This is a genomic window from Streptomyces sp. NPDC057099 (genome assembly GCF_042671245.1).
GTDB lineage: Bacteria > Actinomycetota > Actinomycetes > Streptomycetales > Streptomycetaceae > Streptomyces > Streptomyces purpurascens.
The window spans coordinates 62,200-85,024 of record NZ_JBHUTX010000022.1; the positions used below are offsets into that span (position 1 = coordinate 62,200).

General features: G+C 71.5%; 24 protein-coding genes. 10 read left to right on the forward strand and 14 right to left on the reverse strand.

Translation table 11 applies throughout. The features are described from left to right. Positions 1-33 precede the first annotated feature (33 nt). Together ACFT4A_RS25090 and ACFT4A_RS25095 are read right to left on the reverse strand one after the other, a co-directional pair. Positions 34-1,878 carry a glycoside hydrolase family 3 protein gene (locus tag ACFT4A_RS25090; RefSeq protein ID WP_382833639.1) on the reverse strand — a complete coding sequence of 615 codons (1,845 nt, stop codon included), beginning with the start codon at positions 1,876-1,878 and terminating at the stop codon, positions 34-36. Between the two features lie 332 nt (positions 1,879-2,210). Next, positions 2,211-3,128: a LysR family transcriptional regulator gene (locus ACFT4A_RS25095; RefSeq protein WP_382833642.1), complete on the reverse strand. Its 918-nt coding sequence runs from the start codon at positions 3,126-3,128 to the stop codon at positions 2,211-2,213. A 94-nt stretch (positions 3,129-3,222) separates the two neighbouring features. On the opposite strand from ACFT4A_RS25095, the gene ACFT4A_RS25100 reads away from it, so the two are divergent. Further along, on the forward strand, positions 3,223-4,224 hold the full coding sequence (locus ACFT4A_RS25100) for an EamA family transporter (protein ID WP_382833645.1): 1,002 nt from the start codon (positions 3,223-3,225) through the stop codon (positions 4,222-4,224). On the opposite strand, the gene ACFT4A_RS25105 is transcribed toward ACFT4A_RS25100, so the two are convergent. Genes ACFT4A_RS25105 through ACFT4A_RS25115 form a run of 3 tightly spaced genes read right to left on the reverse strand, consistent with a single transcriptional unit; the run spans position 4,145 to position 7,274 of the window. Further along, a complete protein-coding gene (locus ACFT4A_RS25105; protein WP_382833648.1) occupies positions 4,145-4,975 on the reverse strand; it encodes a sugar phosphate isomerase/epimerase family protein in 831 nt (276 codons plus the stop codon). The two genes, ACFT4A_RS25100 and ACFT4A_RS25105, sit on opposite strands and share 80 nt — an antisense overlap. Beyond that, on the reverse strand, positions 4,972-6,126 hold the full coding sequence (locus ACFT4A_RS25110) for a dihydrodipicolinate synthase family protein (RefSeq protein ID WP_382833651.1): 1,155 nt from the start codon (positions 6,124-6,126) through the stop codon (positions 4,972-4,974). The genes ACFT4A_RS25105 and ACFT4A_RS25110 overlap by 4 nt, the downstream gene beginning before the upstream one ends. Then, a complete protein-coding gene (locus ACFT4A_RS25115; protein WP_382833654.1) occupies positions 6,123-7,274 on the reverse strand; it encodes a Gfo/Idh/MocA family protein in 1,152 nt (383 codons plus the stop codon). Before ACFT4A_RS25115 ends, ACFT4A_RS25110 begins: the two co-directional genes overlap by 4 nt. 290 nt (positions 7,275-7,564) lie before the next feature. On the opposite strand from ACFT4A_RS25115, the gene ACFT4A_RS25120 reads away from it, so the two are divergent. Continuing rightward, the gene (locus ACFT4A_RS25120) at positions 7,565-8,614 is read left to right on the forward strand and encodes a LacI family DNA-binding transcriptional regulator (protein ID WP_382833656.1); all 1,050 of its coding nucleotides are present in this window, start codon (positions 7,565-7,567) and stop codon (positions 8,612-8,614) included. Positions 8,615-8,787: 173 nt separating this feature from the next. Here the strand turns inward: ACFT4A_RS25120 and ACFT4A_RS25125 are convergent, their stop codons facing one another. Continuing rightward, positions 8,788-9,477 carry a class I SAM-dependent methyltransferase gene (locus ACFT4A_RS25125; RefSeq protein WP_382833659.1) on the reverse strand — a complete coding sequence of 230 codons (690 nt, stop codon included), beginning with the start codon at positions 9,475-9,477 and terminating at the stop codon, positions 8,788-8,790. 104 nt (positions 9,478-9,581) lie between these two features. Here ACFT4A_RS25125 and ACFT4A_RS25130 point away from each other — a divergent pair, with 104 nt between their 5' ends. From ACFT4A_RS25130 to ACFT4A_RS25145, 4 genes are all read left to right on the forward strand, one after another. Then, positions 9,582-10,184 (forward strand): dihydrofolate reductase family protein, encoded by a 603-nt coding sequence (locus ACFT4A_RS25130; protein WP_382833662.1) that lies wholly within the window; start codon positions 9,582-9,584, stop codon positions 10,182-10,184. A gap of 86 nt (positions 10,185-10,270) precedes the next feature. Further along, positions 10,271-11,203: a GNAT family N-acetyltransferase gene (locus ACFT4A_RS25135; protein ID WP_382833665.1), complete on the forward strand. Its 933-nt coding sequence runs from the start codon at positions 10,271-10,273 to the stop codon at positions 11,201-11,203. Between the two features lie 44 nt (positions 11,204-11,247). Beyond that, on the forward strand, positions 11,248-12,051 hold the full coding sequence (locus tag ACFT4A_RS25140) for a sugar phosphate isomerase/epimerase family protein (protein ID WP_382833668.1): 804 nt from the start codon (positions 11,248-11,250) through the stop codon (positions 12,049-12,051). Positions 12,052-12,064: 13 nt separating this feature from the next. Beyond that, positions 12,065-12,568: a GNAT family N-acetyltransferase gene (locus tag ACFT4A_RS25145; RefSeq protein WP_382833671.1), complete on the forward strand. Its 504-nt coding sequence runs from the start codon at positions 12,065-12,067 to the stop codon at positions 12,566-12,568. 206 nt (positions 12,569-12,774) lie between these two features. Here the strand turns inward: ACFT4A_RS25145 and rbsD are convergent, their stop codons facing one another. The 5 genes from rbsD to ACFT4A_RS25170 form a co-directional block, all read right to left on the reverse strand. Next, a complete protein-coding gene (gene rbsD, locus ACFT4A_RS25150; RefSeq protein ID WP_382833675.1) occupies positions 12,775-13,164 on the reverse strand; it encodes a D-ribose pyranase in 390 nt (129 codons plus the stop codon). Continuing rightward, positions 13,161-14,063: a ribokinase gene (locus tag ACFT4A_RS25155; protein WP_382833678.1), complete on the reverse strand. Its 903-nt coding sequence runs from the start codon at positions 14,061-14,063 to the stop codon at positions 13,161-13,163. The genes rbsD and ACFT4A_RS25155 overlap by 4 nt, the downstream gene beginning before the upstream one ends. Positions 14,064-14,163: 100 nt before the next feature. Continuing rightward, entirely contained in the window at positions 14,164-16,116 is a 1,953-nt protein-coding gene (locus ACFT4A_RS25160) for a substrate-binding domain-containing protein (RefSeq protein ID WP_382833681.1), read from the reverse strand. Beyond that, the gene (locus ACFT4A_RS25165) at positions 16,106-17,626 is read right to left on the reverse strand and encodes a sugar ABC transporter ATP-binding protein (RefSeq protein ID WP_382833684.1); all 1,521 of its coding nucleotides are present in this window, start codon (positions 17,624-17,626) and stop codon (positions 16,106-16,108) included. The genes ACFT4A_RS25160 and ACFT4A_RS25165 overlap by 11 nt, the downstream gene beginning before the upstream one ends. Then, positions 17,623-18,660, reverse strand: coding sequence for a LacI family DNA-binding transcriptional regulator (locus ACFT4A_RS25170; RefSeq protein ID WP_382833687.1), 1,038 nt, complete (start codon positions 18,658-18,660; stop codon positions 17,623-17,625). Before ACFT4A_RS25170 ends, ACFT4A_RS25165 begins: the two co-directional genes overlap by 4 nt. A gap of 208 nt (positions 18,661-18,868) precedes the next feature. Between ACFT4A_RS25170 and ACFT4A_RS25175 the strand changes: the two genes are divergently transcribed. From ACFT4A_RS25175 to ACFT4A_RS25190, 4 genes are all read left to right on the forward strand, one after another. Then, the gene (locus tag ACFT4A_RS25175) at positions 18,869-19,234 is read left to right on the forward strand and encodes a hypothetical protein (RefSeq protein ID WP_382833690.1); all 366 of its coding nucleotides are present in this window, start codon (positions 18,869-18,871) and stop codon (positions 19,232-19,234) included. An 81-nt stretch (positions 19,235-19,315) separates the two neighbouring features. After that, positions 19,316-19,963, forward strand: coding sequence for a dihydrofolate reductase family protein (locus ACFT4A_RS25180; RefSeq protein WP_382833693.1), 648 nt, complete (start codon positions 19,316-19,318; stop codon positions 19,961-19,963). Between the two features lie 353 nt (positions 19,964-20,316). Further along, positions 20,317-21,663, forward strand: coding sequence for an RNA-guided endonuclease InsQ/TnpB family protein (locus tag ACFT4A_RS25185; RefSeq protein WP_382833695.1), 1,347 nt, complete (start codon positions 20,317-20,319; stop codon positions 21,661-21,663). A 29-nt stretch (positions 21,664-21,692) separates the two neighbouring features. Then, positions 21,693-21,839, forward strand: coding sequence for a hypothetical protein (locus ACFT4A_RS25190; protein WP_382833698.1), 147 nt, complete (start codon positions 21,693-21,695; stop codon positions 21,837-21,839). A gap of 16 nt (positions 21,840-21,855) precedes the next feature. Here ACFT4A_RS25190 and ACFT4A_RS25195 read toward each other — a convergent pair whose 3' ends face one another. The 3 genes from ACFT4A_RS25195 to ACFT4A_RS25205 are packed head-to-tail and all read right to left on the reverse strand — an operon-like array spanning position 21,856 to position 22,775. Further along, complete coding sequence (locus tag ACFT4A_RS25195; protein WP_382833701.1) at positions 21,856-22,224, reverse strand: DUF4345 domain-containing protein; 369 nt, start codon at positions 22,222-22,224, stop codon at positions 21,856-21,858. 33 nt (positions 22,225-22,257) lie between these two features. Next, positions 22,258-22,566, reverse strand: coding sequence for a hypothetical protein (locus tag ACFT4A_RS25200; protein WP_382833704.1), 309 nt, complete (start codon positions 22,564-22,566; stop codon positions 22,258-22,260). Next, positions 22,563-22,775 carry a hypothetical protein gene (locus tag ACFT4A_RS25205; RefSeq protein WP_382833707.1) on the reverse strand — a complete coding sequence of 71 codons (213 nt, stop codon included), beginning with the start codon at positions 22,773-22,775 and terminating at the stop codon, positions 22,563-22,565. The genes ACFT4A_RS25200 and ACFT4A_RS25205 overlap by 4 nt, the downstream gene beginning before the upstream one ends. Positions 22,776-22,825 lie beyond the last annotated feature (50 nt).

Here is a 22,825-nt window from a genome sequence, read left to right on the forward strand (position 1 = left end):
TTGGGGGTGGTGCGCCCGGTCCGTGGCGTACGTCTAGTACGACAGACCGTGTCCGATCGGGTACAGCACCTGCTCCGGATCATCCGCCCGCTGGACGGCGACCGGCAGTTTCCCGCGTGGCTTGACCCGGCCCGCGATCACCCGGGCGGCGGCCCGCAGTTCGACGTCCGTCCAGGAGTAGGCGGCGAGACAGGCCGGGACGGACGGCAGCTGGGCGATGTCGTACGGGTTGCGGATGGCGACCGCCACGACCGGCCTCCCGGTCGCCACGAGCTGCTCGACCAGCGCCTTCTGGCTGCTGCTCGCCGTGACGTTGTAGGTGGCCACCACCACGGCGTCCACGTCCCGGGCTGCCGCGACCGCCTTGGCGATGGTCGCCGCGGAGGGCGCGGTGCCGGTCGACAGGGCGGTGGCGGTGAAGCCGAGTTCCGACAGCGCACCCGCGAGCACGCCCGTGGGCGGACCGGTCGTCCCCGACGGCGAGGCCGGATCGGCCCCGACCACGAGCACCTTGGGATGGCGGCGCCGGGACAGCGGCAGCAGCCGGCCCTCGTTGACGAGCAGGGTGGTCGTCCGCTCGGCGATCCGGTCGGCCGCCTTCAGATGCGTACGGATGCCCACGGTCCGGTCGACGCCGCCCTGACTGACGTACGGCGAACGGAACAGCCCGAGCTTCGCCTTCAGCCGCAGCACCCGCAGGATCGATTCGTCGAGCCGCGCCTCCGTCAGCTCGCCCTCACGCACGGCCGTCAGAACGGCGTTCCAGGCCAGGTCCAGATTCGGCGGGTTGAGCAGTTGGTCCACGCCCGCCTTCAGCGCGAGCACCGGCACCCGGGCATCGCCGTACTTGGTCCGTACGCCCTCCATGCCGAGGGAGTCGGTGACCACGACCCCGTCGTAGCCGAGCCGCTCGCGCAGGATGCCGGTGAGGATGGGGCGGGAGAGGGTCGCCGGGTCGCCGGAGTCGTCGAGGGCCGGGACCATCAGATGGGCGGTCATGATCGAGTCGATGCCGGCGGCGATGGCAGCCCGGAAGGGCGGTGCGTCCAGCTTCTCCCAGACCTCCCGGCTGTGCGTGATGGTGGGGAAGCCGGTGTGGCTGTCGACGTTGGTGTCCCCGTGCCCGGGGAAGTGCTTGGCGGTCGCGGCGACCCCGGAGCCCTGGTACCCGGCGACCTCGGCGGCCACCAGCCCGGCCACGGCCCGCGGGTCGGCGCCGAAGGACCGTACGCCGATGACCGGGTTGGCCGGGTTGACGTTCACGTCGGCCACGGGGGAGTAGTCCTGCCGGATGCCCATCGCCCGCAACTCGGCACCCGCGATCCGGCCGAGCGCCCGGGCATCGGACCGCGACCGGCCCGCCCCGACGGCCATGGCCCCCGGGAAGAGCGTCGCGGGCTTCCCCACCCGGGCGACGATCCCGTGCTCCTGGTCGGTGGAGATGAGCACGGGCAGCCCGCGGGGCAGTCCCAGGGAAGCCCGCTGGATGCCGTTGGAGAGGTCGGCGATCTGGTGCGGCTCGCGGGTGTTGTGCGCCCAGGCGAAGTAGATGATGCCGCCGACCCGGTACTTCGCGACCAGTTCGGCGGCCGTACGGACCCCGATCTCCTTGAGGTTGGCGTCGATGTCGGCCTGGTCGGGGGCGGTGGCGGAGTGGCCGTAGACCCGCATCACGAAGAGCTGGCCGACCTTCTCCTCCAGCGTCATCCGCGAGACGAGAGCGCGCAGTCGCGTGTCGTCCGAGGAGTCGGCCGCGTACGAGGGCCCGGCGGCCGCGAGACCCGCGGTGACCCCGGCCGTGGCCGCGAGAACGGTGCGTCTGGAGGGCTGTGCGGTGTTTCCCGTGCTTCCCGTGCTTCCCGTGCCGGTGTCGTGCACGTGCGCTCCTTCCGGAGGTGATCCGCTCGGATCCGCTGAAGGAAACTTCCAAGAAGTCACCAATAACCGGGAAGTTTCTGCCAGTCAAGGGAATGCACAGTAACCGCACAGGGGCCGCCACCGGCGCGGTTGGAGGGGGACGCGCCGGTGGCGGTGGGGCCGCCGGTCGCGGTACGGCGGAGAGGGTGGTCAGCGATCGCAGCCAGGAGCGAGGGCCGACACCGCACCGTGGTGACTCTCCGGGGGCCTGCGCATTGGACGGGCCGGATCCGGACCGGGTTCCCGGCGCGGGCCGGATTTCCGGAAGTCGGTACTCAAGGTGAACCGGTGACTCAACGGGGCGTGTGAGCCGACACGTTCGGCCACTGCTCGCCCAGTGCCCGCACGGTCTCCGCGATGGCCGGACGCCGTGCCGCCCCCGTCCGCCACAGCGCGTACAGCCGCCGCACCGGCATGGGATCGAGCGGCACCTCCACCACCCCGGCGGGCAGGGCCCCGCGCCCCAGCCGGGGGATCAGCGCGACCCCGAGCCCGGCCGCGACGAGGGCGACGAGCGTCGGATTCTCCTCGGCCTGGTGGACGATGTCCGGCTCGTGCCCGGCCGTGCGCAGCGTCCGCAGCAGCCAGTCGTGGCAGACCCGCCCCGGCGGCTGGCAGATCCACCGCTCACCGCCCAGCTCCTCCCGCCGTACGGCCGTACGCCCGGCGAAGGGATGCCCCTCGGGTACGAGCAGATCGCACAGGTCGTCCCCGATGTACGCCTGTTCCACGCCCGGCGGGGCGGGCAGCGGCGCGATGTCCCAGTCGTGCGCCACGGCGAGGTCGACGGCTCCCTTCGCCACGAGGTCGACGGACAGATGCGGGTCGACCTCGGTGAGCCGGGCGTCCAGGGCCGGGTGCCTGCGGCCCAGTTCGGCCAGCACGCCCGGCAGCAGCCCGCGCGCCGCCGACGCGAACGCGGCGACGGTCAGCCGTCCGGCAGGCAGCCCCCGCCGCTCCTCCAGATCGGTCTCCGCCCGCTCCACGATGGCCAGCAACTCCTTGGCGGTCGCGGCCAGTTGCCGGGCCTCGTCGGTGAGTCGGACGCCCCGCCCCTCCCGCTCCAGCAGCACGGTCCGCGTCTCCCGCTCCAGCTTGGCGATCTGCTGGGACACCGCCGAGGGCGTGTACCCGAGCGCGACGGCGGCGGCCCCGACGGTGCCGTGCACGGAGACGGCGTGCAGGGCGCGCAGCCGCTGGAGGTCGAGCATGGGACTCCCCACTTCCATGGTTCAGCGATGCTTCATCCAACTCTGCAGCAATCATCGCTGGTGCTTCACGGTCGCCGGACGCGATGCTCACGGCATGCGCCCCTCACACCTCGCCCTCGCCGTGCTGGTCGCCGCCGTCTGGGGCGTCAACTTCACGGTCATCGAGATCGGACTCGACCACTTCCCGCCCCTGCTCTTCTCGGCCCTGCGCTTCCTCGCGGCGGCCCTGCCCGCGGTGTTCTTCGTGGGGCGCCCGAAGGTGGCGTGGAAGTGGATCGTGGCGGTCGGCCTGGTCCTGGGCGTGGCGAAGTTCGGCCTGCTGTTCGTCGGCATGGACGCGGGGATGCCGGCCGGTCTGTCGTCCCTGGTCCTGCAGATACAGGCCGTCTTCACGGCGGCCATCGCCGCCCTCACCCTCGGCGAACGGCCCTCCCGCGTCCGGCTGCTGGGCATGCTGATCGCCCTGGCCGGGATCGCCGTGGCGGCCGTCGACGAGGGCACCTCGGGCCCGCTCGGCGCCTTCGCGCTGGTCGTCGCGGCGGCGGCCTGCTGGGGCGCCTCGAACGTCCTCACCCGCAAGGCGGCACCCCCCGACTCCCTCAACTTCATGGTCTGGGTGAGCACCGTCCCGGTCCTGCCCCTGCTGGCCCTCTCCCTCCTCGTGGAGGGCCCGTCCCGTGACCTGGCGGCCCTGCGCGCGATGGACTGGCAGGGCGCGGGCACGGTCGTCTACGTCGCCTGGATCACGACCGTCTTCGGCTTCGGCGTATGGGGCCTGCTCCTGCGCCACCACCCCGCCTCCACGGTGGCCCCGTTCTCCCTCCTGGTCCCCGTCTTCGGGATGTCGTCGGCGGCCCTGTTCCTGGGGGAGCCGGTGAGCCCGCTGCGCTGGTGCGCGGCGGCGCTGCTGGTGGGCGGGGTGGCGCTGACGTCCGGCTTCCCCCGGCCCCCGCACACGGCCGCCGCCCCGCCCGGGGCATCCGGGCGGGGCGGCGTGGGCGCGGTTCAGGGCTGGATCACAAGGTGTGTTCGACGAACCTCGCAGCCGTCTCGGCCAGCACCTCGCGGCCGTCGCGTGCCCACAAGCCGTCGTTGAACAGCTCCACTTCGATGGCGCCGGTGTACCCGGCGTCCTCCACGTACCGCTGCCACTCCCGCATGTCGATCGCGCCGTCACCGATCTGGCCCCGGCCGGTCAGCACGCCCTCCGGCAGGGGAGTCGTCCAGTCGGCGAGCTGGAAGGTGTGGATGCGGCCGGACGCGCCCGCGCGGGCGATCTGCGCGGGGGCCGTGTCGTCCCACCAGATGTGGTACGTGTCGACGGTGACCCCGACCTGCTGGGCCGGGAACCGTTCGGCCAGGTCCAGGGCCTGCGCCAGCGTCGACACCACGCAGCGGTCGGAGGCGTACATCGGGTGGAGCGGCTCGATGGCCAGGCGTACGCCGTGCTCCTCGGCGTACGGCCCCAGTTCGGCCAGCGCGTCCGCGATCCGCTCCCGCGCCCCGTGCAGATCCTTCGAGCCGGCCGGGAGGCCGCCCGAGACCAGGACCAGCGTGTCCGTGCCGAGCGTCGCCGCCTCGTCGATCGCGCGCCGGTTGTCGGCCAGGGCCTCGGCCCGCTCCCGCGGGTCGATCGCCGTGAAGAAGCCGCCCCGGCACAACGTTGTCACCGTCAGGCCCGCGTCCCGGACCAGCTTGGCTGTGGCCTCCAGACCGTACGTCTGGACCGGCTCGCGCCACAGGCCGACGTTGGCGACGCCCGACTCACGGCAGGAGTCGACCAGTTCCGGCATCGACAGCTGCTTGACCGTCATCTGGTTGATGGAGAATCGCGCGAGCTCGGTCACTGGTCCACCCCGTACAGGGACAGCAGGTTCTTCATCCGCTCCTGCGCCAGCTTCGGGTCGGGGAACAGACCGAGACCGTCGGCGAGTTCGTAGGCCTTCGCGAAGTGCGGGAGCGAGCGGGCCGACTGCAGCCCGCCGACCATCGTGAAGTGTGACTGGTGGCCCGCGAGCCAGGCCAGGAACACCACGCCCGTCTTGTAGAAGCGGGTCGGCGTCTGGAAGAGGTGGCGGGAGAGCTCGACCGTCGGGTCGAGGAGCGCGCGGAATCCCGCGACGTCCCCGGTGTCGAGCACCCGGACCGCTTCCGCCGCCAGCGGACCCAGCGGGTCGAAGATGCCGAGCAGGGCGTGGCTGAAGCCCTGCTCGTCGCCCGCGATCAGCTCGGGGTAGTTGAAGTCGTCGCCGGTGTAGCAGCGCACGCCCTGCGGCAGCCGGCGGCGCAGATCGACCTCGCGCTGGGCGTCCAGCAGCGAGACCTTGATGCCGTCGACCTTGTCGGGGTGCGCGGCGATGACCTCGAGGAAGGTGTCCGTCGCCGCGTCCAGGTCGGACGAGCCCCAGTAGCCCTCCAGTGCCGGGTCGAACATCGGGCCGAGCCAGTGCAGCACGACCGGTTCGGCGGACTGGCGGAGCAGCCGGCCGTAGACCTCCAGGTAGTCCTCGGGGCCGGAGGCGGCCGCCGCGAGCGCCCGGGACGCCATCAGGATGGCCTGGGCGCCGGAGGCCTCCACGAGCGCGAGCTGCTCCTCGTAGGCCGCGCGGACCTCGGCGAGGGTCGCCGGGCCGGTGAGCTGGTCGGTGCCCACGCCGCAGGCGATACGACCGCCCACCGACTTGGCCTCGGCCGCCGACCGGCGGATCAGCTCCGCCGCGCCCGCCCAGTCCAGGCCCATGCCGCGCTGCGCGGTGTCCATGGCCTCGGCGACGCCCAGCCCGTGCGACCACAGATGGCGGCGGAAGGCGAGGGTGGCGTCCCAGTCGACGGCGGCGGGCGAGTCGGGGGACACGTCCGCGAACGGGTCGGCGACGACGTGCGCCGCCGAGAAGACCGTGCGGGAGGTGAACGGGGAACCGGTGGTGAGCGCAAGGGGTTCCTGGCGGGGCTCGTACGCCCTCAAGGCCCCGCTCGTGTCCGGGAGCTGGATGGTCACAGGGAGATCTCCGGTACGTCGATACGACGGCCCTCGGCCGAGGACGCGAGCCCCAGCTCGGCGAGCTGGACGCCGCGGGCACCGGCCAGCAGGTCCCAGTGGTAGGGGGCGTCGGCGTAGACGTGCCGCAGGAACAGCTCCCACTGGGCCTTGAAGCCGTTGTCGAACTCGGCGTTGTCCGGAACCTCCTGCCACTGGTCGCGGAAGACCTCCGTGGCGGGGATGTCCGGGTTCCAGACCGGCTTGGGGGTGGCCGAGCGGTGCTGGACGCGGCAGTTGCGCAGGCCCGCCACGGCCGAGCCCTCCGTGCCGTCCACCTGGAACTCCACCAGCTCGTCGCGGTTGACGCGCACGGCCCAGGAGGAGTTGATCTGGGCGATGGCGCCGCCCTCCAGCTCGAAGACGCCGTACGCGGCGTCGTCGGCGGTGGCGTCGTACGGCTTGCCGTTCTCGTCCCAGCGCTGCGGGATGTGGGTGGCGGTGAGGGCCTGGACGGACTTCACACGGCCGAACAGCTCGTGGAGCACGTACTCCCAGTGCGGGAACATGTCGACGACGATGCCGCCGCCGTCCTCGGAGCGGTAGTTCCAGGACGGGCGCTGGGCGTCCTGCCAGTCGCCCTCGAAGACCCAGTAGCCGAACTCGCCGCGCACGGACAGGATCCGCCCGAAGAAGCCGCCGTCGATGAGGCGCTTCAGCTTCAGCAGGCCGGGGAGGAAGAGCTTGTCCTGGACGACGCCGTGCTTGATGCCGGCCTCGTCCGCCAGCCGGGCCAGGTCCAGGGCGCCGGCGAGACCGGTGGCGGTCGGCTTCTCGGTGTAGATGTGCTTGCCGGCCGCGATCGCCTTCTTCAGGGCCTCCTCGCGGGCGGAGGTGACCTGGGAGTCGAAGTAGATGTCCACGGTCTCGTCGGCGAGGACCGCGTCCAGGTCGGTCGAGACGTGCTCCAGCCCGTGCCGCTCCGCCAGCGCCCGCAGCGCGTGCTCGCGGCGGCCGACCAGGATCGGCTCGGGCCACAGCACGGTGCCGTCGCCGAGGTCGAGGCCGCCCTGCTCGCGCAGGGCCAGGATGGAGCGGACCAGGTGCTGGCGGTAGCCCATGCGCCCGGTCACGCCGTTCATGGCGATACGCACCGTCTTGCGTGTCACGTCGTTCCCTTCGTACGCGGTCGTCGCGCCGCGTACGCCCACTGGTGAGCGTTGCAGCAAGCGCTTTCTACATGCGAAGAAGCTAGCCTCTGAACCGTGGTCCGGACAAGACCGTGACCAGGACGAGTTGTTCGAGGGGGCGAACAACCGGGGGTCGGGGGCTTAAGGTCTGGTCGGAACCTTGGCCATGGATTCGGTGAGGCCGGGGCTCTTGGCCTGCTCGGAACCGTTGTCATGGGTCCGGGTGTGTACGAGGGCGACGACGAGATGCGCGACCGGAGGACGACGAGATGACGGTGACCCTGGCGGACGTGGCGGCCCGCGCGCAGGTCTCGCCCGCGACGGTGTCGCGCGTGCTGAACGGGAACTATCCCGTCGCCGCCTCCACCCGCGAGCGGGTGCTGAAGGCCGTGGACGAGCTGGACTACGTGCTCAACGGGCCCGCGAGCGCCCTGGCCGCCGCCACCTCCGACCTGGTCGGGATCCTGGTGAACGACATCGCCGACCCCTTCTTCGGGATCATGGCGAGCGCGATCCAGGCCGAGATCGGCGGCCCGGGCGGCCGTGCGGGCGGGGAGAGACTCGCGGTGGTCTGCAACACGGGCGGCTCCCCGGAGCGGGAGCTGACGTATCTCACGCTGCTGCAGCGGCAGCGTGCGGCGGCCGTGGTGCTGACCGGCGGGGCGATCGAGGACGCGGCGCACAAGACGGCGATGGACACGAAGGTGCGCAAGCTCACGGAGGCGGGGACGCGGGTGGTGCTGTGCGGGCGGCCGCCGGCACCCGAGACCGGGGCGATCGCGCTGACCTTCGACAACCGCGGCGGCGGGCAGGAACTCACCGAGCACCTGATCGGCCTCGGCCACCGGCGCCTCGGCTACATCGCGGGCCCCGAGGAGCGGACCACGACCCGCCACCGCCTGGAAGGCCACCGGGCCGCGCTGGCCGCGCACGGCATCGAGGAGGACCCCCGGTGGACGGTGCACGGCCGCTACGACCGCAGGTCCGGCTACGAGGCGACGCTGGAGCTGCTCCGGCGTGACCCGTCCCTGACGGCGGTCGTCGCCGCGAACGACTCCGTCGCGCTGGGGGCGTGCGCGGCGCTGCGCGACTCCGGGCGGCGGATCCCCGAGGACGTGTCGGTGGCCGGCTTCGACGATCTCCCCTTCAGCATCGACGCGGTGCCTTCGCTCACGACGGTCCGGTTGCCGCTGGCGGAGGCCGGGGCGCGGGCCGGGCGGATCGCGATGGGGCGTGAGGAGGCGCCGCCCGGGGGGATCGCTTCGGTGCGGGGGGAATTGATGGTGCGGGGGTCCTCCGGGGTTCCGCGGGATTCCTAGTCCTGGGGGTTGCTGCCGGGCCCTGCTGGGGGTGCCGCGGGGTTCCTGGTGCTGGGGGTTCCTGTCCGGGCCTGCTGGGGGCGCCGCGAGACTCCCGGTGCTGGGCGTCGCCGCCCGGCCCTCCTGGGGGCTGCCGCCCCCAGGCCCCCGCTTCGGCCTGAACGGCCTCGTCCTCAATCGCCGGACGGGCTGACAGTCGCCGTGAATCCGAACAGATCCGGCACCCCGTCCGGGCCCGCCTCCACCGTCCGTTCGATGCGCAGGCCCGCTGTCACCGACCCGTTGAGCAGGTCGGCCAGGGGGATGTGCCAGGCGCCGAGGCGGGCGCGGACGCCGGTGGTGTTCCAGGAGGCGAAGGTGTGGGACCGGTCCGCGTAACCGGCGTCGATCACCGCCCTGGACGCGTCCTGGCGGTCGGCGAAGGCGCCGACGAAGCAGGGGTGCACTCCGAGGTGGACGAAGCGGCCGCCGGGGGCCAGCACGCGGCCGATCTCGCGGAGCACGGCGGCGTAGTCGGGCACGTCCGTGCTGGCGAGGACGCACACCGCGGCGGGCACCGAACCGCCGGCCAGGGGGAGTGCGGTCGCGTCGGCGACGGCCACGGGCAGGCGGTGGGCGGCGTGGCGCAGCTGGTTGCGGGAGAGGTCGAACCCGACCGGGCTCCAGCCCAGGGCGGCCACGGTCGGCGCGTGGGCGCCGGTGCCGCAGCACACGTCGAGGCAGGTGCTCCCGTCGCCGCGGCCCAGCAGATCGGCGAGGGTGGCATGGACGCGGCGGATGTAGTCGCTGCCCGCCGGAGACATCAACGCGTTGTACCAATCGGCGTGTTCGTCGTACACCGCCGTCGTCCTTGAGGTCACCATGGCCCGACGCTAATGCCCCCGGGTGCCCGGCGCCGATGAGTTTCGCGTCGTTGGCCGGTCTGCAGTGCCGTCATCGCCCGAGCGAGAAAAGCGGAGTGAGTCCCATGCGCATCGTGATCACCGAGTTCATCAGCCTGGACGGCGTCGTACAGGCGCCCGGCGGGCCGCAGGAGGACACCGACGGGGGCTTCGCGCACGGCGGCTGGTCGCACCCGTACTTCGACGAGGAGGTGCTGGGCGGCGCCTTCGACGCCGGTCTCGGCAGTGCCGAGGCACTGCTGTTCGGGCGGCGTACGTGGCAGACGATGGCGGGGGCCTGGCCCGAGCGGGCCGGGGACCCCTTCGCCGACCGGATGAACTCCCTGAAGAAGTACGTCGTCTCCGGCACGCTCGCCGAGGCCGACCTCACCTGGAACAACACCTCCCTCATCCCCGGCGACCAGGCCGTGCCCCGGATCCGCGCGCTGCACGAAACCGAGGGCGGCGACCTCGCGATGATGGGCAGCCCGACGCTCGTGCGGACGCTGCTGTCCGAGGGCCTGGTCGACGAGCTCCAGCTCATCGTCATGCCGGTGATCCTCGGCGGCGGCAAGACGATCTTCCCCGGGGACGGCGCGAAGCGCCCGATGGAACTGGTCTCCACGACCACCGCAAAGACCGGCGCCCAGGTGTGCGTGTACCGGCCGACGGCCCCGACGGAGGGCTAGCCCCGGAAGTCCTGGACGTCTAGGATCGGCCCCAGCAGATCTCTGACTGAGTCAACTATCGACGATCGACACGGGGGTCGTGGCCCATGACCGTCCAGGACATCCGCTCCTTCAACCGCTTCTACACGAACGTCATCGGCGCGCTCGACTACGGCCGGCACCTCTACGCCCCCTACACCCTCACCGAGTCCCGCGTGCTCTACGAACTCGCCCACGCGCCGCGCACGGACGCCGCCGACCTGCGGGCCCAGCTGCACCTGGACGCCGGATACCTGAGCCGGATCCTGAACAAGTTCGAGGAGGACGGGCTGGTCGAGCGCGGCCCGTCCGAGAAGGATCCGCGCCGCCGCCGCATCACCCTCACCTCACCCGGCCGCGAGGCCGCCGCGCTGCTCGACGAGCGGGCGAAGGAGACGGTCGGGTCGCTGCTGGACACCGTGCGGGCCGAGGACCGGCCCCGGCTGGGGGAGGCCCTGCGGACCGTCCGGGAGCTTCTCGGCGACGGCCGGGCACCCCGGCCCGAGGACGTCGTCCTGCGCGAGCCCGCCCCCGGCGACCTCGGCTGGATCGTGCAGCGCAACGCCGCGCTGTACGCCGCCGAGTACGGCTTCAACGCCGACTACGAAGGCCTGGTCGCCCGGATCGTCGCGGACTACGGTGAGGACCACGACCCGCATCTGGAGCGCACCTGGATCGCCGAGCTGGACGGACGGCCGGTCGGGTGCGTGATGTGCGTACGGGACGACGCGCCCGGGGCCGCCCGGCTCCGGCTGCTGCTCGTCGAGCCCGACGCACGCGGCCTGGGCATCGGCGACCGGCTGGTGGGAGCCCTCGTCGACTTCGCCCGCGAGGTCGGCTACCGCGAGGTCCTCCTGTGGACCAACGACATCCTCGGCGCGGCCCGCCGCATCTACCAGCGCCACGGCTTCGCCCTGGTCGCGGAGAAGCCGCACCGCTCCTTCGGCCAGGACCTGACCGGCCAGGACTGGCGGTTGGATCTTCACGCAACACCGGAGTGATGGGAGGGAGTCACGGGCGTGGGTGCCGGGTAGGGTCCGTCCACATGAAGCTGGCGTTCTCCACCCTCGGTGTCCCCGGCATGCCCTTGCCCGACGTCCTGCGGCTCGCGACCGCGCACGGCTACCACGGTGTGGAGCTGCGCACCCACGCGGAGGAACCGGTCCACCCCGGCCTCGGCCCCGCCGAACGGGCCGAGGTCGCGGCCGAGTTCAAGGGGTCGGGCGTAGAGATCCTTGGCCTCGCGGGATACGTGCGCGTCGCCGCGCCGGGCGACGACGAACCCGTCCTGGCCGAGCTCCGTGCCCTCCTCGACCTGGCCCGTGACCTCGGCGCCCCGTACATCCGTGTCTTCCCCGGCGGCGACCTGGACGTCCAGACCCCCGAGGAGGCCGACGCGACGGCCGCCCGGCGGCTGGGCACGGCCGCCGAGTACGCCAACGACCTGGGCGTACGCATCCTCCTCGAAACCCACGACTCCCACCGCACCGCCGCCGACGCGATGCGCGTCCTCGGCCTCGTCGGCCACCTCCAGGTCGGCGCGCTCTGGGACGTCATGCACACCTGGCTCGGCGGCGAACAGCCCTCCGAGACCTACGCGGCACTCTCCCCCCACCTCGGCTACGTCCAGGTCAAGGACATCGCCTCCGCCGAGGACACCACCCCCCTGCCCCTCGGCGCGGGCGTCCTCCCCCTGGCCGAGTGCGTCGAAGTCCTCTCCCGCCACAACTGGGACGGCTGGCTGTGCTGGGAGTACGAGAAGCGCTGGTACGAGTCAGCGGCCCCCCTGCCCGACCTGCTCCAAGCGGGCCGCGAACACCTGGGCAGGCTGCTGAACGACTCGGCGTGACGAGGCACCCCCCATGCCCCCGACACTGAACACCCCCCGCCTCCTCCTGGACCCCTACACCCCGGAGGACGAAGAGCGCTTCGTCGCCCTGTTCCAGGACACCCGGGTGTCCCGCTGGATGGGCGAGGGACCGGCCTCCGAGCCGGAGGACCGGGCCCTGTTCGGCCGGATCTTCACCAAGGTCTACGCCCAGGACCTGTTCGACGTGTGGGCGGTCCGGCGCGACGGGCTTCTGGTCGGGCACGCCGAGATCAAGCGGACCGACGCGGTGGACGGCCACGAGATCATCTACGCGCTGGCTCCCGAGGCCTGGGGCGGCGGCCTCGGGACGGAGCTGGCGGAGGCGCTCGTGGCGTACGGATTCCGGACGCTCGGGCTCAGCGAGGTGTACGCCACCGTGGACGCGCGGAACACGGCCTCGCTGCGCCTCCTCGGCAGGATCGGATTCGCGCACGTCAGGGACGTCGAGGAGGGCGACGGGAGTCTCACCCGGGTGCTGGTCCGACCGGTGCGGTGATCCTTTCGAGAATCCGGCAAGAAATTCTTACCGACCGTGCAACCCTTTGCCGCCCACGGCGGTCGTACATGGTGTCAGGACTTCTGGGGGGAGATCTGGGGGGATCGCGGGGGATCCTGACGGGAGGGGAAAAGCCGAGGGGGCCCGGTCGACGGACCGGGCCCCCTCGAAACTTTTCAGGGCCACCGAGCGAGCCGTTCAAGGCCTCAGAAGAAGACGCCGCACCTCAGCAGCACATTCGCGTACGGCCGTGCCTCGCCCGTGCGGACGACCAGCCGCGCACCCGCCGACAGCCCCTTGAGCCGCTCGTGCGATACGAGCTCCAGCGACGGGAAGCGGCTCTCCAGCAGTTCCGAGGCCTCCGGGTTGGCGTCCCGTACCTCCGTCGCCGCCGTCGCGCCCTCGATCACCAGCTCGGCCAGCAGGCCCTCCAGCACCTCGGCGAACCCCGGCACCCCGGCCCGGAAGGCCAGATCCACCACCCGGGGACCGTCCGGGATGGGCATGCCCGCGTCGCACACCAGCACCCCGTCCCCGTGGCCCAGTTCGGCCAGCGCACCGGCGAGATGACGGTTCAGTATTCCGGCCTTCTTCACAGCGCAGCGACCTCCGCCGCCGTCGGGAAGGACGCCTGCGCGCCCTCCTTCGTCACGGTCGCCGCCCCGACCCTCGCCGCGTACGCCGCCGCCTCCGCCAGGGACGCGCCCGCCCCCAGCCGGGTGGCCAGCGCCGCGGTGAACGCGTCTCCCGCGCCGGTCGTGTCGACGGCGTCCACCTGCACGGACGCGACCCGGGAGACCCCCTCCGAGGAGGCCACCAGTGCGCCTTCCCCGCCCAGCGTCACCACCACCGACCGCGGCCCCTTCGCGAGCAGGATCCGGGCCCAGTCCTCCGGGCTGTCCCCCACGGCGGACGAACCCAGGATGACCTTCGCCTCGTGCTCGTTGACGATCAGCGGGTCGCAGGCCGCCAGCACCTCAGACGGAAGGGGGCGCGGCGGCGACGGGTTCAGTACGAAACGGCTCTCCGGAGCCAGGTTCCGTACGACCGCCGCCACCGTCTCCAGCGGGATCTCCAGCTGCGCCGACACCACCCGGGAGCTCTGGAAGAGGCACGCGGCGGCGCTCACGTCCTCCGGGGCCAGCCGGCCGTTCGCGCCCGGCGAGACGACGATGCTGTTGTCCCCGGACGGGTCGACCGTGATCAGGGCGACCCCGGTCGGCGCGCCGCCCACCAGGACACCCACCGTGTCGACACCGGCGTCCCGCTGCGACTCCAGCAGCAGGCGGCCGTGCGCGTCGTCGCCGACCCGGGCCAGCAGCGCCGTACGGGCCCCGAGCCGGGCGGCCGCGACCGCCTGGTTCGCGCCCTTGCCGCCCGGGTGGACGGCCAGGTCGGAGCCGAGCACGGTCTCGCCGGCACCGGGCCGGCGCTCGACACCGATCACCAGGTCGGCGTTGGCCGACCCCACGACCAGGAGGTCGTAGTCGTACATGAGTGGTCTCCCCACGTGAGTGACAGGGCCGGGCGGGCCCATGTGCTGGATGCCGCCCGGCCGTTCCCCTATGCCGGTGATGTCGGAGACATCGGCGATGTCAGCCGCTGAAGCCGGCCACGTTCTCCTTCGTGACCACCTTCACCGGCACCTTCACCGTCTCCTCGACCTTCTTGCCCTTCAGCGCCTTCAGGGCGTTGTCCACGGCGATCTTCCCGAGCTGCGAGGGCTGCTGCGCCACCGACGCGTACAGGCTGCCGCCCTCGACCGCCTTCAGTCCGTCGGGCGTGCCGTCGAAGCCGACCACGGAGACCGACGTGCCGGCCTTGGAGCCCAGCGCCTTGATCGCGCCGAGGGCCATCTCGTCGTTGGCGGCGATGACGCCCTGGACGTCCGGGTGGGCCTGGAGCAGGTTCGACATGACGTCGAGGCCCTTGGTGCGGTCGAAGTCGGCGGGCTGCTGGGCGACGACCTGGATGCCCGGGAAGGCCTTCAGCCCCTTCTCGAACCCGGCGGCCCGCTCGCGGGCGGCGGAGGTGCCCGCCTGGCCCTGGAGGATCACGATCTTGCCCTTGCCGCCGAGCTTCTCGCCGATCGACTTGGCGGCGAGCTCACCACCGGCGACGTTGTCGGAGGCGACCAGCGTGTCCAGCTTGGCGTTGTTGACGACACGGTCCACGGCGATGACCGGGATGTCCGCCTTGTCGGCCGCCTTCACCGAGTTGCTGGCGGCGTCCGAGTCCACCGGGTTGACGATGATCGCGCCGAGCCCGGAGCTGGTGAAGTTCTGCAGCTGGTTGGCCTGCTGGGAGGCGTCGTTCTGCGCGTCCGTGACGGTCAGGTCGATGCCCAGCTTCTTCGCCTCGGCCTCGGCGCCCGCCCGGATCTGCACGAAGAAGGGGTTGTTGAGCGTGGACAGCGACAGGCCCATCTTCGGGGCGCTGGTGGCGGAGGAGCCGTTGTGCAGGAAGGACGTGGCGCCGACGATCGCGACGGTGACGACGGCCGCGAGCCCGTATGTCGCCGCCTGCTTGCCCTTGCCTCCTTGCGAGGAACCGGCCGCCCCCGCGGTCGCCCCCGCCTTGCGGCGGGCGGTGTCGAGCAGCACGGCCAGCGCGATGACGACGCCGATGACGACCTGCTGCCAGAACGCCGAGACGTTCAGCAGGTTGAGCCCGTTGCGCAGCACGGCCAGGATCAGCGCGCCGATCAGCGTCCCGGACGCCTTGCCCGTACCGCCCGCGAGGGAGGCACCGCCGATGACGACCGCCGCGATGGCGTCCAGTTCGTAGCCGTCGGCGGCCTGGGGCTGCGCGGAGGACAGCCGGGCGGCGAGGACGACACCGGCGACGGCGGCGAAGACGCCGGACAGGGCGTAGATGGCGAGCTTCTGCTTCTTCACGCGCAGGCCGGACAGCCGCGCGGCCTCCTCGTTGCCGCCGATCGCGTACATCGAGCGGCCGATGTAGGTACGGCCGAGCACGAACGCCGCGATGAGACCCATCACGATCATGACCAGGACGGGCACCGGCAGCCAGCCGCCGAGCGTGTCGCCGAGGTGGGAGACCGAGTCGGGCAGGGCGATCGGGGAGCCCTCGGAGATGACGAGGGACAGACCGCGGGCCACCGACAGCATGGCCAGCGTCGCGATGAACGGCGGCAGTTTGCCGTAGGAGATCAGGATGCCGTTGACCAGGCCGCACGCGATACCGGTGGCTATGGCCAGCAGGACGGCCACGAAGACGGGGACGCCCGCCGAGGTGGCGGTCCACGCGAGCACCGTGGCCGACAGGGCGGCGACCGAGCCCACCGACAGGTCGATGCCCGCCGAGACGATCACGAAGGTCACACCGAACGCGAGGATGGCGGTCACGGCCGCCTGGACGCCGACGTTCAGCAGGTTGTCCGTCGTCAGGAAGTCGCCGGACAGCGCCGACATCGCGATGACGAGGACGATGAGCGCGGTGAGCGCGCCGTTGTCGAGCAGCAGGCGGCGCAGGCCCCCCGAGGCGGCTCCCGCGCCCGTCGTGCTCTTGAGCGTGTCAGTGGCCACGGGAGGCCTCCTTGTCTGTGCTGGGGTTGCTTACTGCGAGCGCCATCACGGCGTCCTGGGTGGCCTCGTCGGCGGAGAGCTCACCCGCGATCCGGCCCTGGGCCATCACCAGCACCCGGTCGCTCATGCCGAGCACCTCGGGCAGATCGCTGGAGATCATGAGTACGGCGGCACCGGCCGCCGTCAGTTCGTTGACGAGCTGGTAGATCTCTACCTTGGCGCCGACGTCGATACCGCGCGTCGGCTCGTCGAGGATCAGCACCTTGGTGTCGGCGAGCAGCCACTTGCCGATGACGACCTTCTGCTGATTGCCGCCGGACAGCGTGCGCACGTGCTGGCCGAGGCCCGCCATCCGCACCCCGAGCTGCTCGGCGATCCGGGCCGCGGCCTCCCGCTGCCCCTTGAGGTCGACGAGCCCCGCGCGCGTGGCCGACCGCAGCGTCACCAGGCCGAGGTTCTCCTCGACCGACGCGTCCAGCACCAGGCCCTGGCCCTTGCGGTCCTCGGGGATGAGGCCGATGCCGGCGGTCATGGCGGCGTTGACGTCGTGCCCCTTCAGGGCGGCCCCGGAGACCTTCACGGCTCCCTTGTCGTACGGATCGGCCCCGAAGACCGCCCGCACGACCTCGGTACGACCGGCGCCGACCAGCCCCGCGATGCCGACGACCTCACCGGCACGCACCTCGAAGCCGACGTCGTGGAAGACGCCGTCCCGGGTCAGCCCCTCGACGGTGAGCAGCGCGTCGCCCTTCTCGGGCCGCTCGCGCGGGTACTGCTGCTCGATCGACCGCCCCACCATGAGCCGTACGAGCTCGTCCTCGGGCGTGGCGGCGGGCACCTGCCCGACGCTCTTCCCGTCCCGGATGACCGTGACCCGGTCGCCCAGGGCGGCGATCTCCTCCAGGTGGTGCGTGATGAAGACGATCCCGACGCCGTCCTCGCGGAGCTTGCGCACGATCGCGAAGAGCTTCTCGACCTCCTCGGAGGTGAGCACGGCGGTCGGCTCGTCCATGATCAGCACACGCGCGTCGAGGCTCAGCGCCTTGGCGATCTCGACCATCTGCAGGCGCGCGATACCGAGTTCACGCACCCGCGCACGCGGAGAGACGCTGACCCCGACGCGCTTCAGCAGCACCTCGGCGTCGGCCTCCATCCGCCCCCGGTCGATCATCCCGAACCGGCGCGGCTGGCGCCCCAGGAAGATGTTCTCGGCGACCGTCAGATCGGGAACGAGGTTGAACTCCTGGTAGATGGTGGCGATCCCGAGCCGCTCGGAGTCCTGCGCACCCTGGATGCGCGTCTCCTCGCCGCCGACCAGGATCCGTCCGGCGTCGGGGGTGTAGGCGCCGGAGAGCATCTTGATGAGGGTGCTCTTGCCCGCGCCGTTCTCACCGAGCAGCACATGCACCTCGCCCCGGCGCAGGTCGAAGTCCACGCTGTCCAGCGCGACCACACCCGGGAAGGTCTTCCGTATGCCCTCGATGCGCAGCAACTCGTCCGCGTTGCTCACGTCTGGCTCCTGTTCGTTACGGGGGACGGCTCCAAAGAATCCGGTTGCTCGCCGCACGAGCGGCGTACGACGAGCCGGGCGGGGAGGGTGACGGACTCCCCGGGCCGGCCCTCGATCCGGGCGACCAGCGCGCGCACGGCGGCACGCCCCAGCTCACCCGTCGGCTGGGCGATCGCGGTGATGGGCGGATCGGTGTGCACGAACCACGGGATGTCGTCGAACGCGGCCAGCGCGATGTCGTCCGGCACCCGCACGCCACGCGCGCGTACGGCGTCCAGCGCGCCGAGTGCCATCAGGTTGTCGGCCGCGAACACGACCTCGGGCGGCTCGGCCAGGTCGAGGAACCCCTCGGTGACCCGGCGCCCGCTCTCGGCCTGGAAATCGCCCTGCCCTATGTAGGCGTCGGGCAGTTCGAGGCCGTACGCGCCGAGCGCCTCCCGGAAGACCTCCACGCGCTCCCGGCCGGTCGTGGTCGCCGCCGGTCCCGCGATGATCGCGAGCCGCCGGTGCCCGAGCCCGTGCAGATGCGCCACGAGATCCCGTACGGCACTCCGGCCGTCCGCCCGCACCACCGGCACGTCCACGCCCGGGATCCACCGGTCCACGAACACCATGGGCGTCCCGGCCCGCGCGGCGTCCAGCATCAGCGGCGAGCCGCCGTCCGTGGGGGAGACGAGCAGCCCGTCGATGCGCCGGTCCAGCAGGTTCCGTACGTGGTGGTCCTGGAGGTCGGGCCGCTCGTCGGCGTTGCCGATGATGACGCTGTAGCCGAGCGCGCGGGCCTCCTCCTCGACGGAGCGGGCCAGTTCGGTGAAGTACGGGTTCAGTACGTCGCTGATGACCAGGCCGAGGGTGTGGGTCTTCTCGGTGCGCAGGGAGCGGGCGACGGCGTTCGGGCGGTAGCCCAGGGCCCCGACGGCGGCCAGCACGCGTGCGCGTGCCTCGGCGCTGACCGACGGGTGGTCGTTCAGGACGCGCGAGACCGTGGCGACGGACACGCCGGCCTCGGCAGCGACGTCCTTGATACTGGCCACCGCCGCTCCACCTCCTTGTGGATCAGTCGTGGGAGCCCTGCTGGAGGACTCGTGGAATCGATTACATCGACGGGTGGATGGAATCGATTACACGCCGGTAAATCAAGACCCCCGGGGCACGTCGCAACCGGATCGTGATGTCGCGGGAGGCTCCCCGGCGGCTCAGGGTGGAAGGAGGAGGTCCGTTTCCAGGACGAGCGGAGGAGCCATGACGGCGACGACCCGGAACGACGTACCCGTCACCCTCGGCGGCGACGGTGTAGAGGTGCGCAACATGCCGATCGGGGGCGATATGTCGGTCAGCTACATCAGCCTGCCGCAGGGCACGGACATGGGCCCGGCCCTCAAGGGCCTGCCCGACGACGCGTGCCAGTGCCCCCACTGGGGCTACGTGCTGAAGGGCCGGATCCGGATGCGCACGGCGTCCGGCGAGGAGGAGTACGAGGCGGGTCAGGCGTACTACTGGCCTCCGGGCCATGTACCGCTCGCGCTGGCGGACAGCGAGCTGGTGGAGTTCTCCCCGACCGACGACTTCAAGCAGGTGATCGAGCACGTGGTGGCGCAGTCCGGCTGAGACGGGCAGGGGGTTGCCCACGGGCCGATGAGTCTCGCCGACCGGAGGGGTCCACCCCTCATCGATCACAGGAGGAGCCCCGTGCCTCAGCTACTGCGCGTGCAGAACTTCAACGTCTCGAGCGACGGATTCGGCGCAGGTGAGAACCAGAGCCTTGAACGGCCGTTCGGCCACGCCGACCCCGGCACGATGTTCGCCTGGGCCGGGGCGACGGCGAGCTGGCCGAACCGTACCGCCCCCGGCGGCAGCCGCGGCCTCGACGACTACCTCACGCGCGACTTCGCGCACAATATCGGCGCCGAGATCATGGGCCGCAACAAGTTCGGTCCCCAGCGCGGCCCCTGGCAGGACCACGACTGGCAGGGCTGGTGGGGCGACGAACCGCCGTTCCACACGCCGGTGTTCGTGATGACCCACCACGAGCGCCCCTCGTTCACCCTCTCCGACACCACGTTCCACTTCGTCGCCGGCGACCCGGCCGACGTCCTCGCGCAGGCCCGGGAGGCGGCCCAGGGCAAGGACGTCCGCCTCGGGGGAGGGGCCGCCACCATCCGGGAGTTCCTCGACGCGGACCTCGTCGACACGCTGCACGTGGCGGTCTCGCCGGCCGTGAAGCTCGGATCCGGCTCACGTCTCTGGGAGTCGCCCGACGAGCTGCTGGACCGCTTCCACTGCGATGTCGTACCGAGCCCGAGCGGGGTGACGCACCACTTGTTCTGGAGGCGGTGAGGCAAGTGGAGGCAGTGGTGGAGCGTTCGGGACAACGGGGAGTCTGTATGCCTGGGCTTTCGCGGTGGGGGATGGCCTGATCGCTCCACCTTGCTTTCGGGCAGGGTGCCCGGTCCTTCAGGGCCGGGGTGAATGCCCGTTCCTGCGGAGCGGGGCAGGGGACGCCGAAGCGCCGTCAGGGCAAGTCGGCGTCTTTCATGATGCTGAGACCACCCCCCGGACCGGTGGTGGTGACGGGGTAAGGGCATGGGGCTGGAGGCCGGTGGCTGGTACCGGCATGGTGTGGTCACTCGTGCGGGTGAGTGTGATCGATGGTGTGCACGGTGGGGGAACGTGCGGTCTAGGTTCGCGGCGTGGCACGGTTTCGGATGTACCCGACGAGCGAGCAGGAGCAGCAGATGCTGCTGCACTGCGCGCACGCGAGGTATGTGTGGAATCTCGCGGTCGAGCAGCACTCGCACTGGCGGCGGGACAAGGCGCACCACCGTCCCGACGGCAAGCGCATTGGGGCCCCGTCGTTCGCGGAGCAGTGCCGTCAGCTCACCGAGGCCCGTGCTGCCAGTGAGTGGCTGCGCGCCGGGAACCAGACCGTCCAGGCACAGGCACTCAAGGACTTCGCCAGGGCCAAGGCCGCGCGTTTCACGTCCGGGTTCGGTGAACCGACCTGGCGCAAGAAGTTCGTGCACGAGGGCTTCCGCGTCATCGGCGACGACCGCGTACCCGAGTACGAGCCGGACGGCCGCCCGCTGATCAACCCCAGGACCAAGAAGCAGGTCGTGGGCCGCTCCGTGACCGTGCAGAAACTCAACCGGCGGTGGGCGCAGGTGAAGGTGCCCGGATGCGGATGGGTGCGCTTCCGCCTCAGTGTCAAAGGCAAGGGTGCCCGGATTCCTGCGGCGAAGACGTTCCGCGTCACCTACCGCAACGGTCAGTGGCACATCGCGTTCGCCGTCATCCCCGACCCGATCGACAAGCCGGGCACGGGTGAGGTCATCGGCATCGACCGTGGCGTGGCCATCACTGCCGCGCTCTCCGACGGCCGCACCTTCAACTGTCCCCAGCTCACCACCCGTGAGCGCGCCCAGATCCGCAAGCACCAGCGCCGCGCCGCCCGCGCGGAGAAGGGCAGCCCTCAGAAGATCTGCGAGTACGCGAAGGTGGCCAAGCTCAAGGCCAGGGAGGCGAACCGGCGTAAGGACTGGTGCGAGAAGAGCAGCACCATGCTCGCCCGCACTTACGACCTGGTGCGGTTCGAGAAGCTGAACATCAAGACGATGACTGCCAGGGCCAAGGCGAAGCCCGATCCCGACCAGCCCGGCCAGTACCTCAAGAACGGCCGGGCGGCCAAGGCCGGGCTGAACCGGGCCATCCTCGCCCAGGGGTGGGGCCTGCTGCGGCAGCGCACCGGGCACAAGGCCCCCGGCCGGGTCGAAGACGTCCCCGCCCCCTACACGTCTCTGCGGTGCAGTGCCTGCGGATGGATCGACAAGAACTCGCGCAAGAGCCAAGCCGAGTTCGTCTGCTCCTCCTGCGACTTCACCTGCAACGCGGACACCAACGCCAGTATCAACGTCGCGGCAGGACAGGGCGGGATCCCCCGCCCCCGGCGAACAGCCGGTGCCGGAGGGGCGACAACGGCCACCAGCCGTTCGAGCGCCCGTGAACCTCAACCCGTATGGGCTGGAATCCCCCTCTTTTAGGAGGGGGAGGATGTCAAAACCCGTCCAAGGTGGCGCCCCCCGCCCGCGCTGAGAAACCCCTGCCACGCGCCTCGACGGCCACCCTGCCGAACGTCTCCCACCACGCCCTGCCGCACGCCGCCCCGGCCGAAGCGAGCCACCGCATCTCCGACTTCCTGACCGGCCGCGTCGGCTGAGCCCCGCCCGCGCCGACTACGCGCAGCCGACCAGTACGACGGCTCCCACGGTCTCGACCCAGAAGTAGAACCAGGACGGGTAGAACGCCGAGGGCCGTTCCACCAGCCGCGCCACCAGGCGCCCGAACGCCATCCCCGCCAGCGACACCGCCACCGTGAGAACCACGCCGGATCGTAGATCGCCGGAACCACTGAACACGGCCCAGGTGAGCAAGACACCGACCGCGACCCCGAAACCGCCGTAGACGGCCCTGACTTCGGCGCGGGCCTCCGGGACGGACAGCTCGATACCGAAAGGGCGGATGAGCGCCCTGGGGGCTACGAGTCCGAAGAGCCCCATACCCAGGAAGAACAGCGCGGCGAGGCCTGTGCAGAGAGAGGACATGGCGGTGAGCGTGCCGTCCGTGAGCGCGTGCCCTCAATTACTTCCCGGGTCATGGCCCGGGCTACGGCCGAGCCGTGCCCCTCTGCTCTCCGCGACCCGCTTGACGTCCCGCAGGGACTCGGTGAGCCGCCGGGCCAGGTAGCGCAGCTCCGCACTCGTCACCCGGCGTTCCGCGAGGAGTTCGTCGGCATGGCCGAGGAGATCGCCCGCCATGCCGAGCTGTACGTCCTCGATGTCGTCGGCGAGACGGGAGACGTAGCCGGTCCCGTCGCCGACGAGGTAGCAGGGCCTGCCCTCGGGACTCGTCCACGGCAGCAGCCGCCCTTGCGCTCCGCTGGTCATACGCCGGCCTCTGCCCTCAGGTAGGGGCGGACCAGCCGGTTGTCCTCACCGCGCAGCGGTCGCTCCTCGGGGCGGCGGGCCGTCGTGACCCTGACGTCGTCGTGGCAGTACGGGCACGGGGGCGGAGCCGGTGATCGCCGTCGCCGCCCGCGAGGCGGGAGCAGGAGGCGGAGGATCGGCTCCAGGAGCCGGGCGATGCGGTCTGTCATGTCTGTCGGCCTTCCCACCTGCGGTGACTGCGTTCTGTGCTGAATCACTC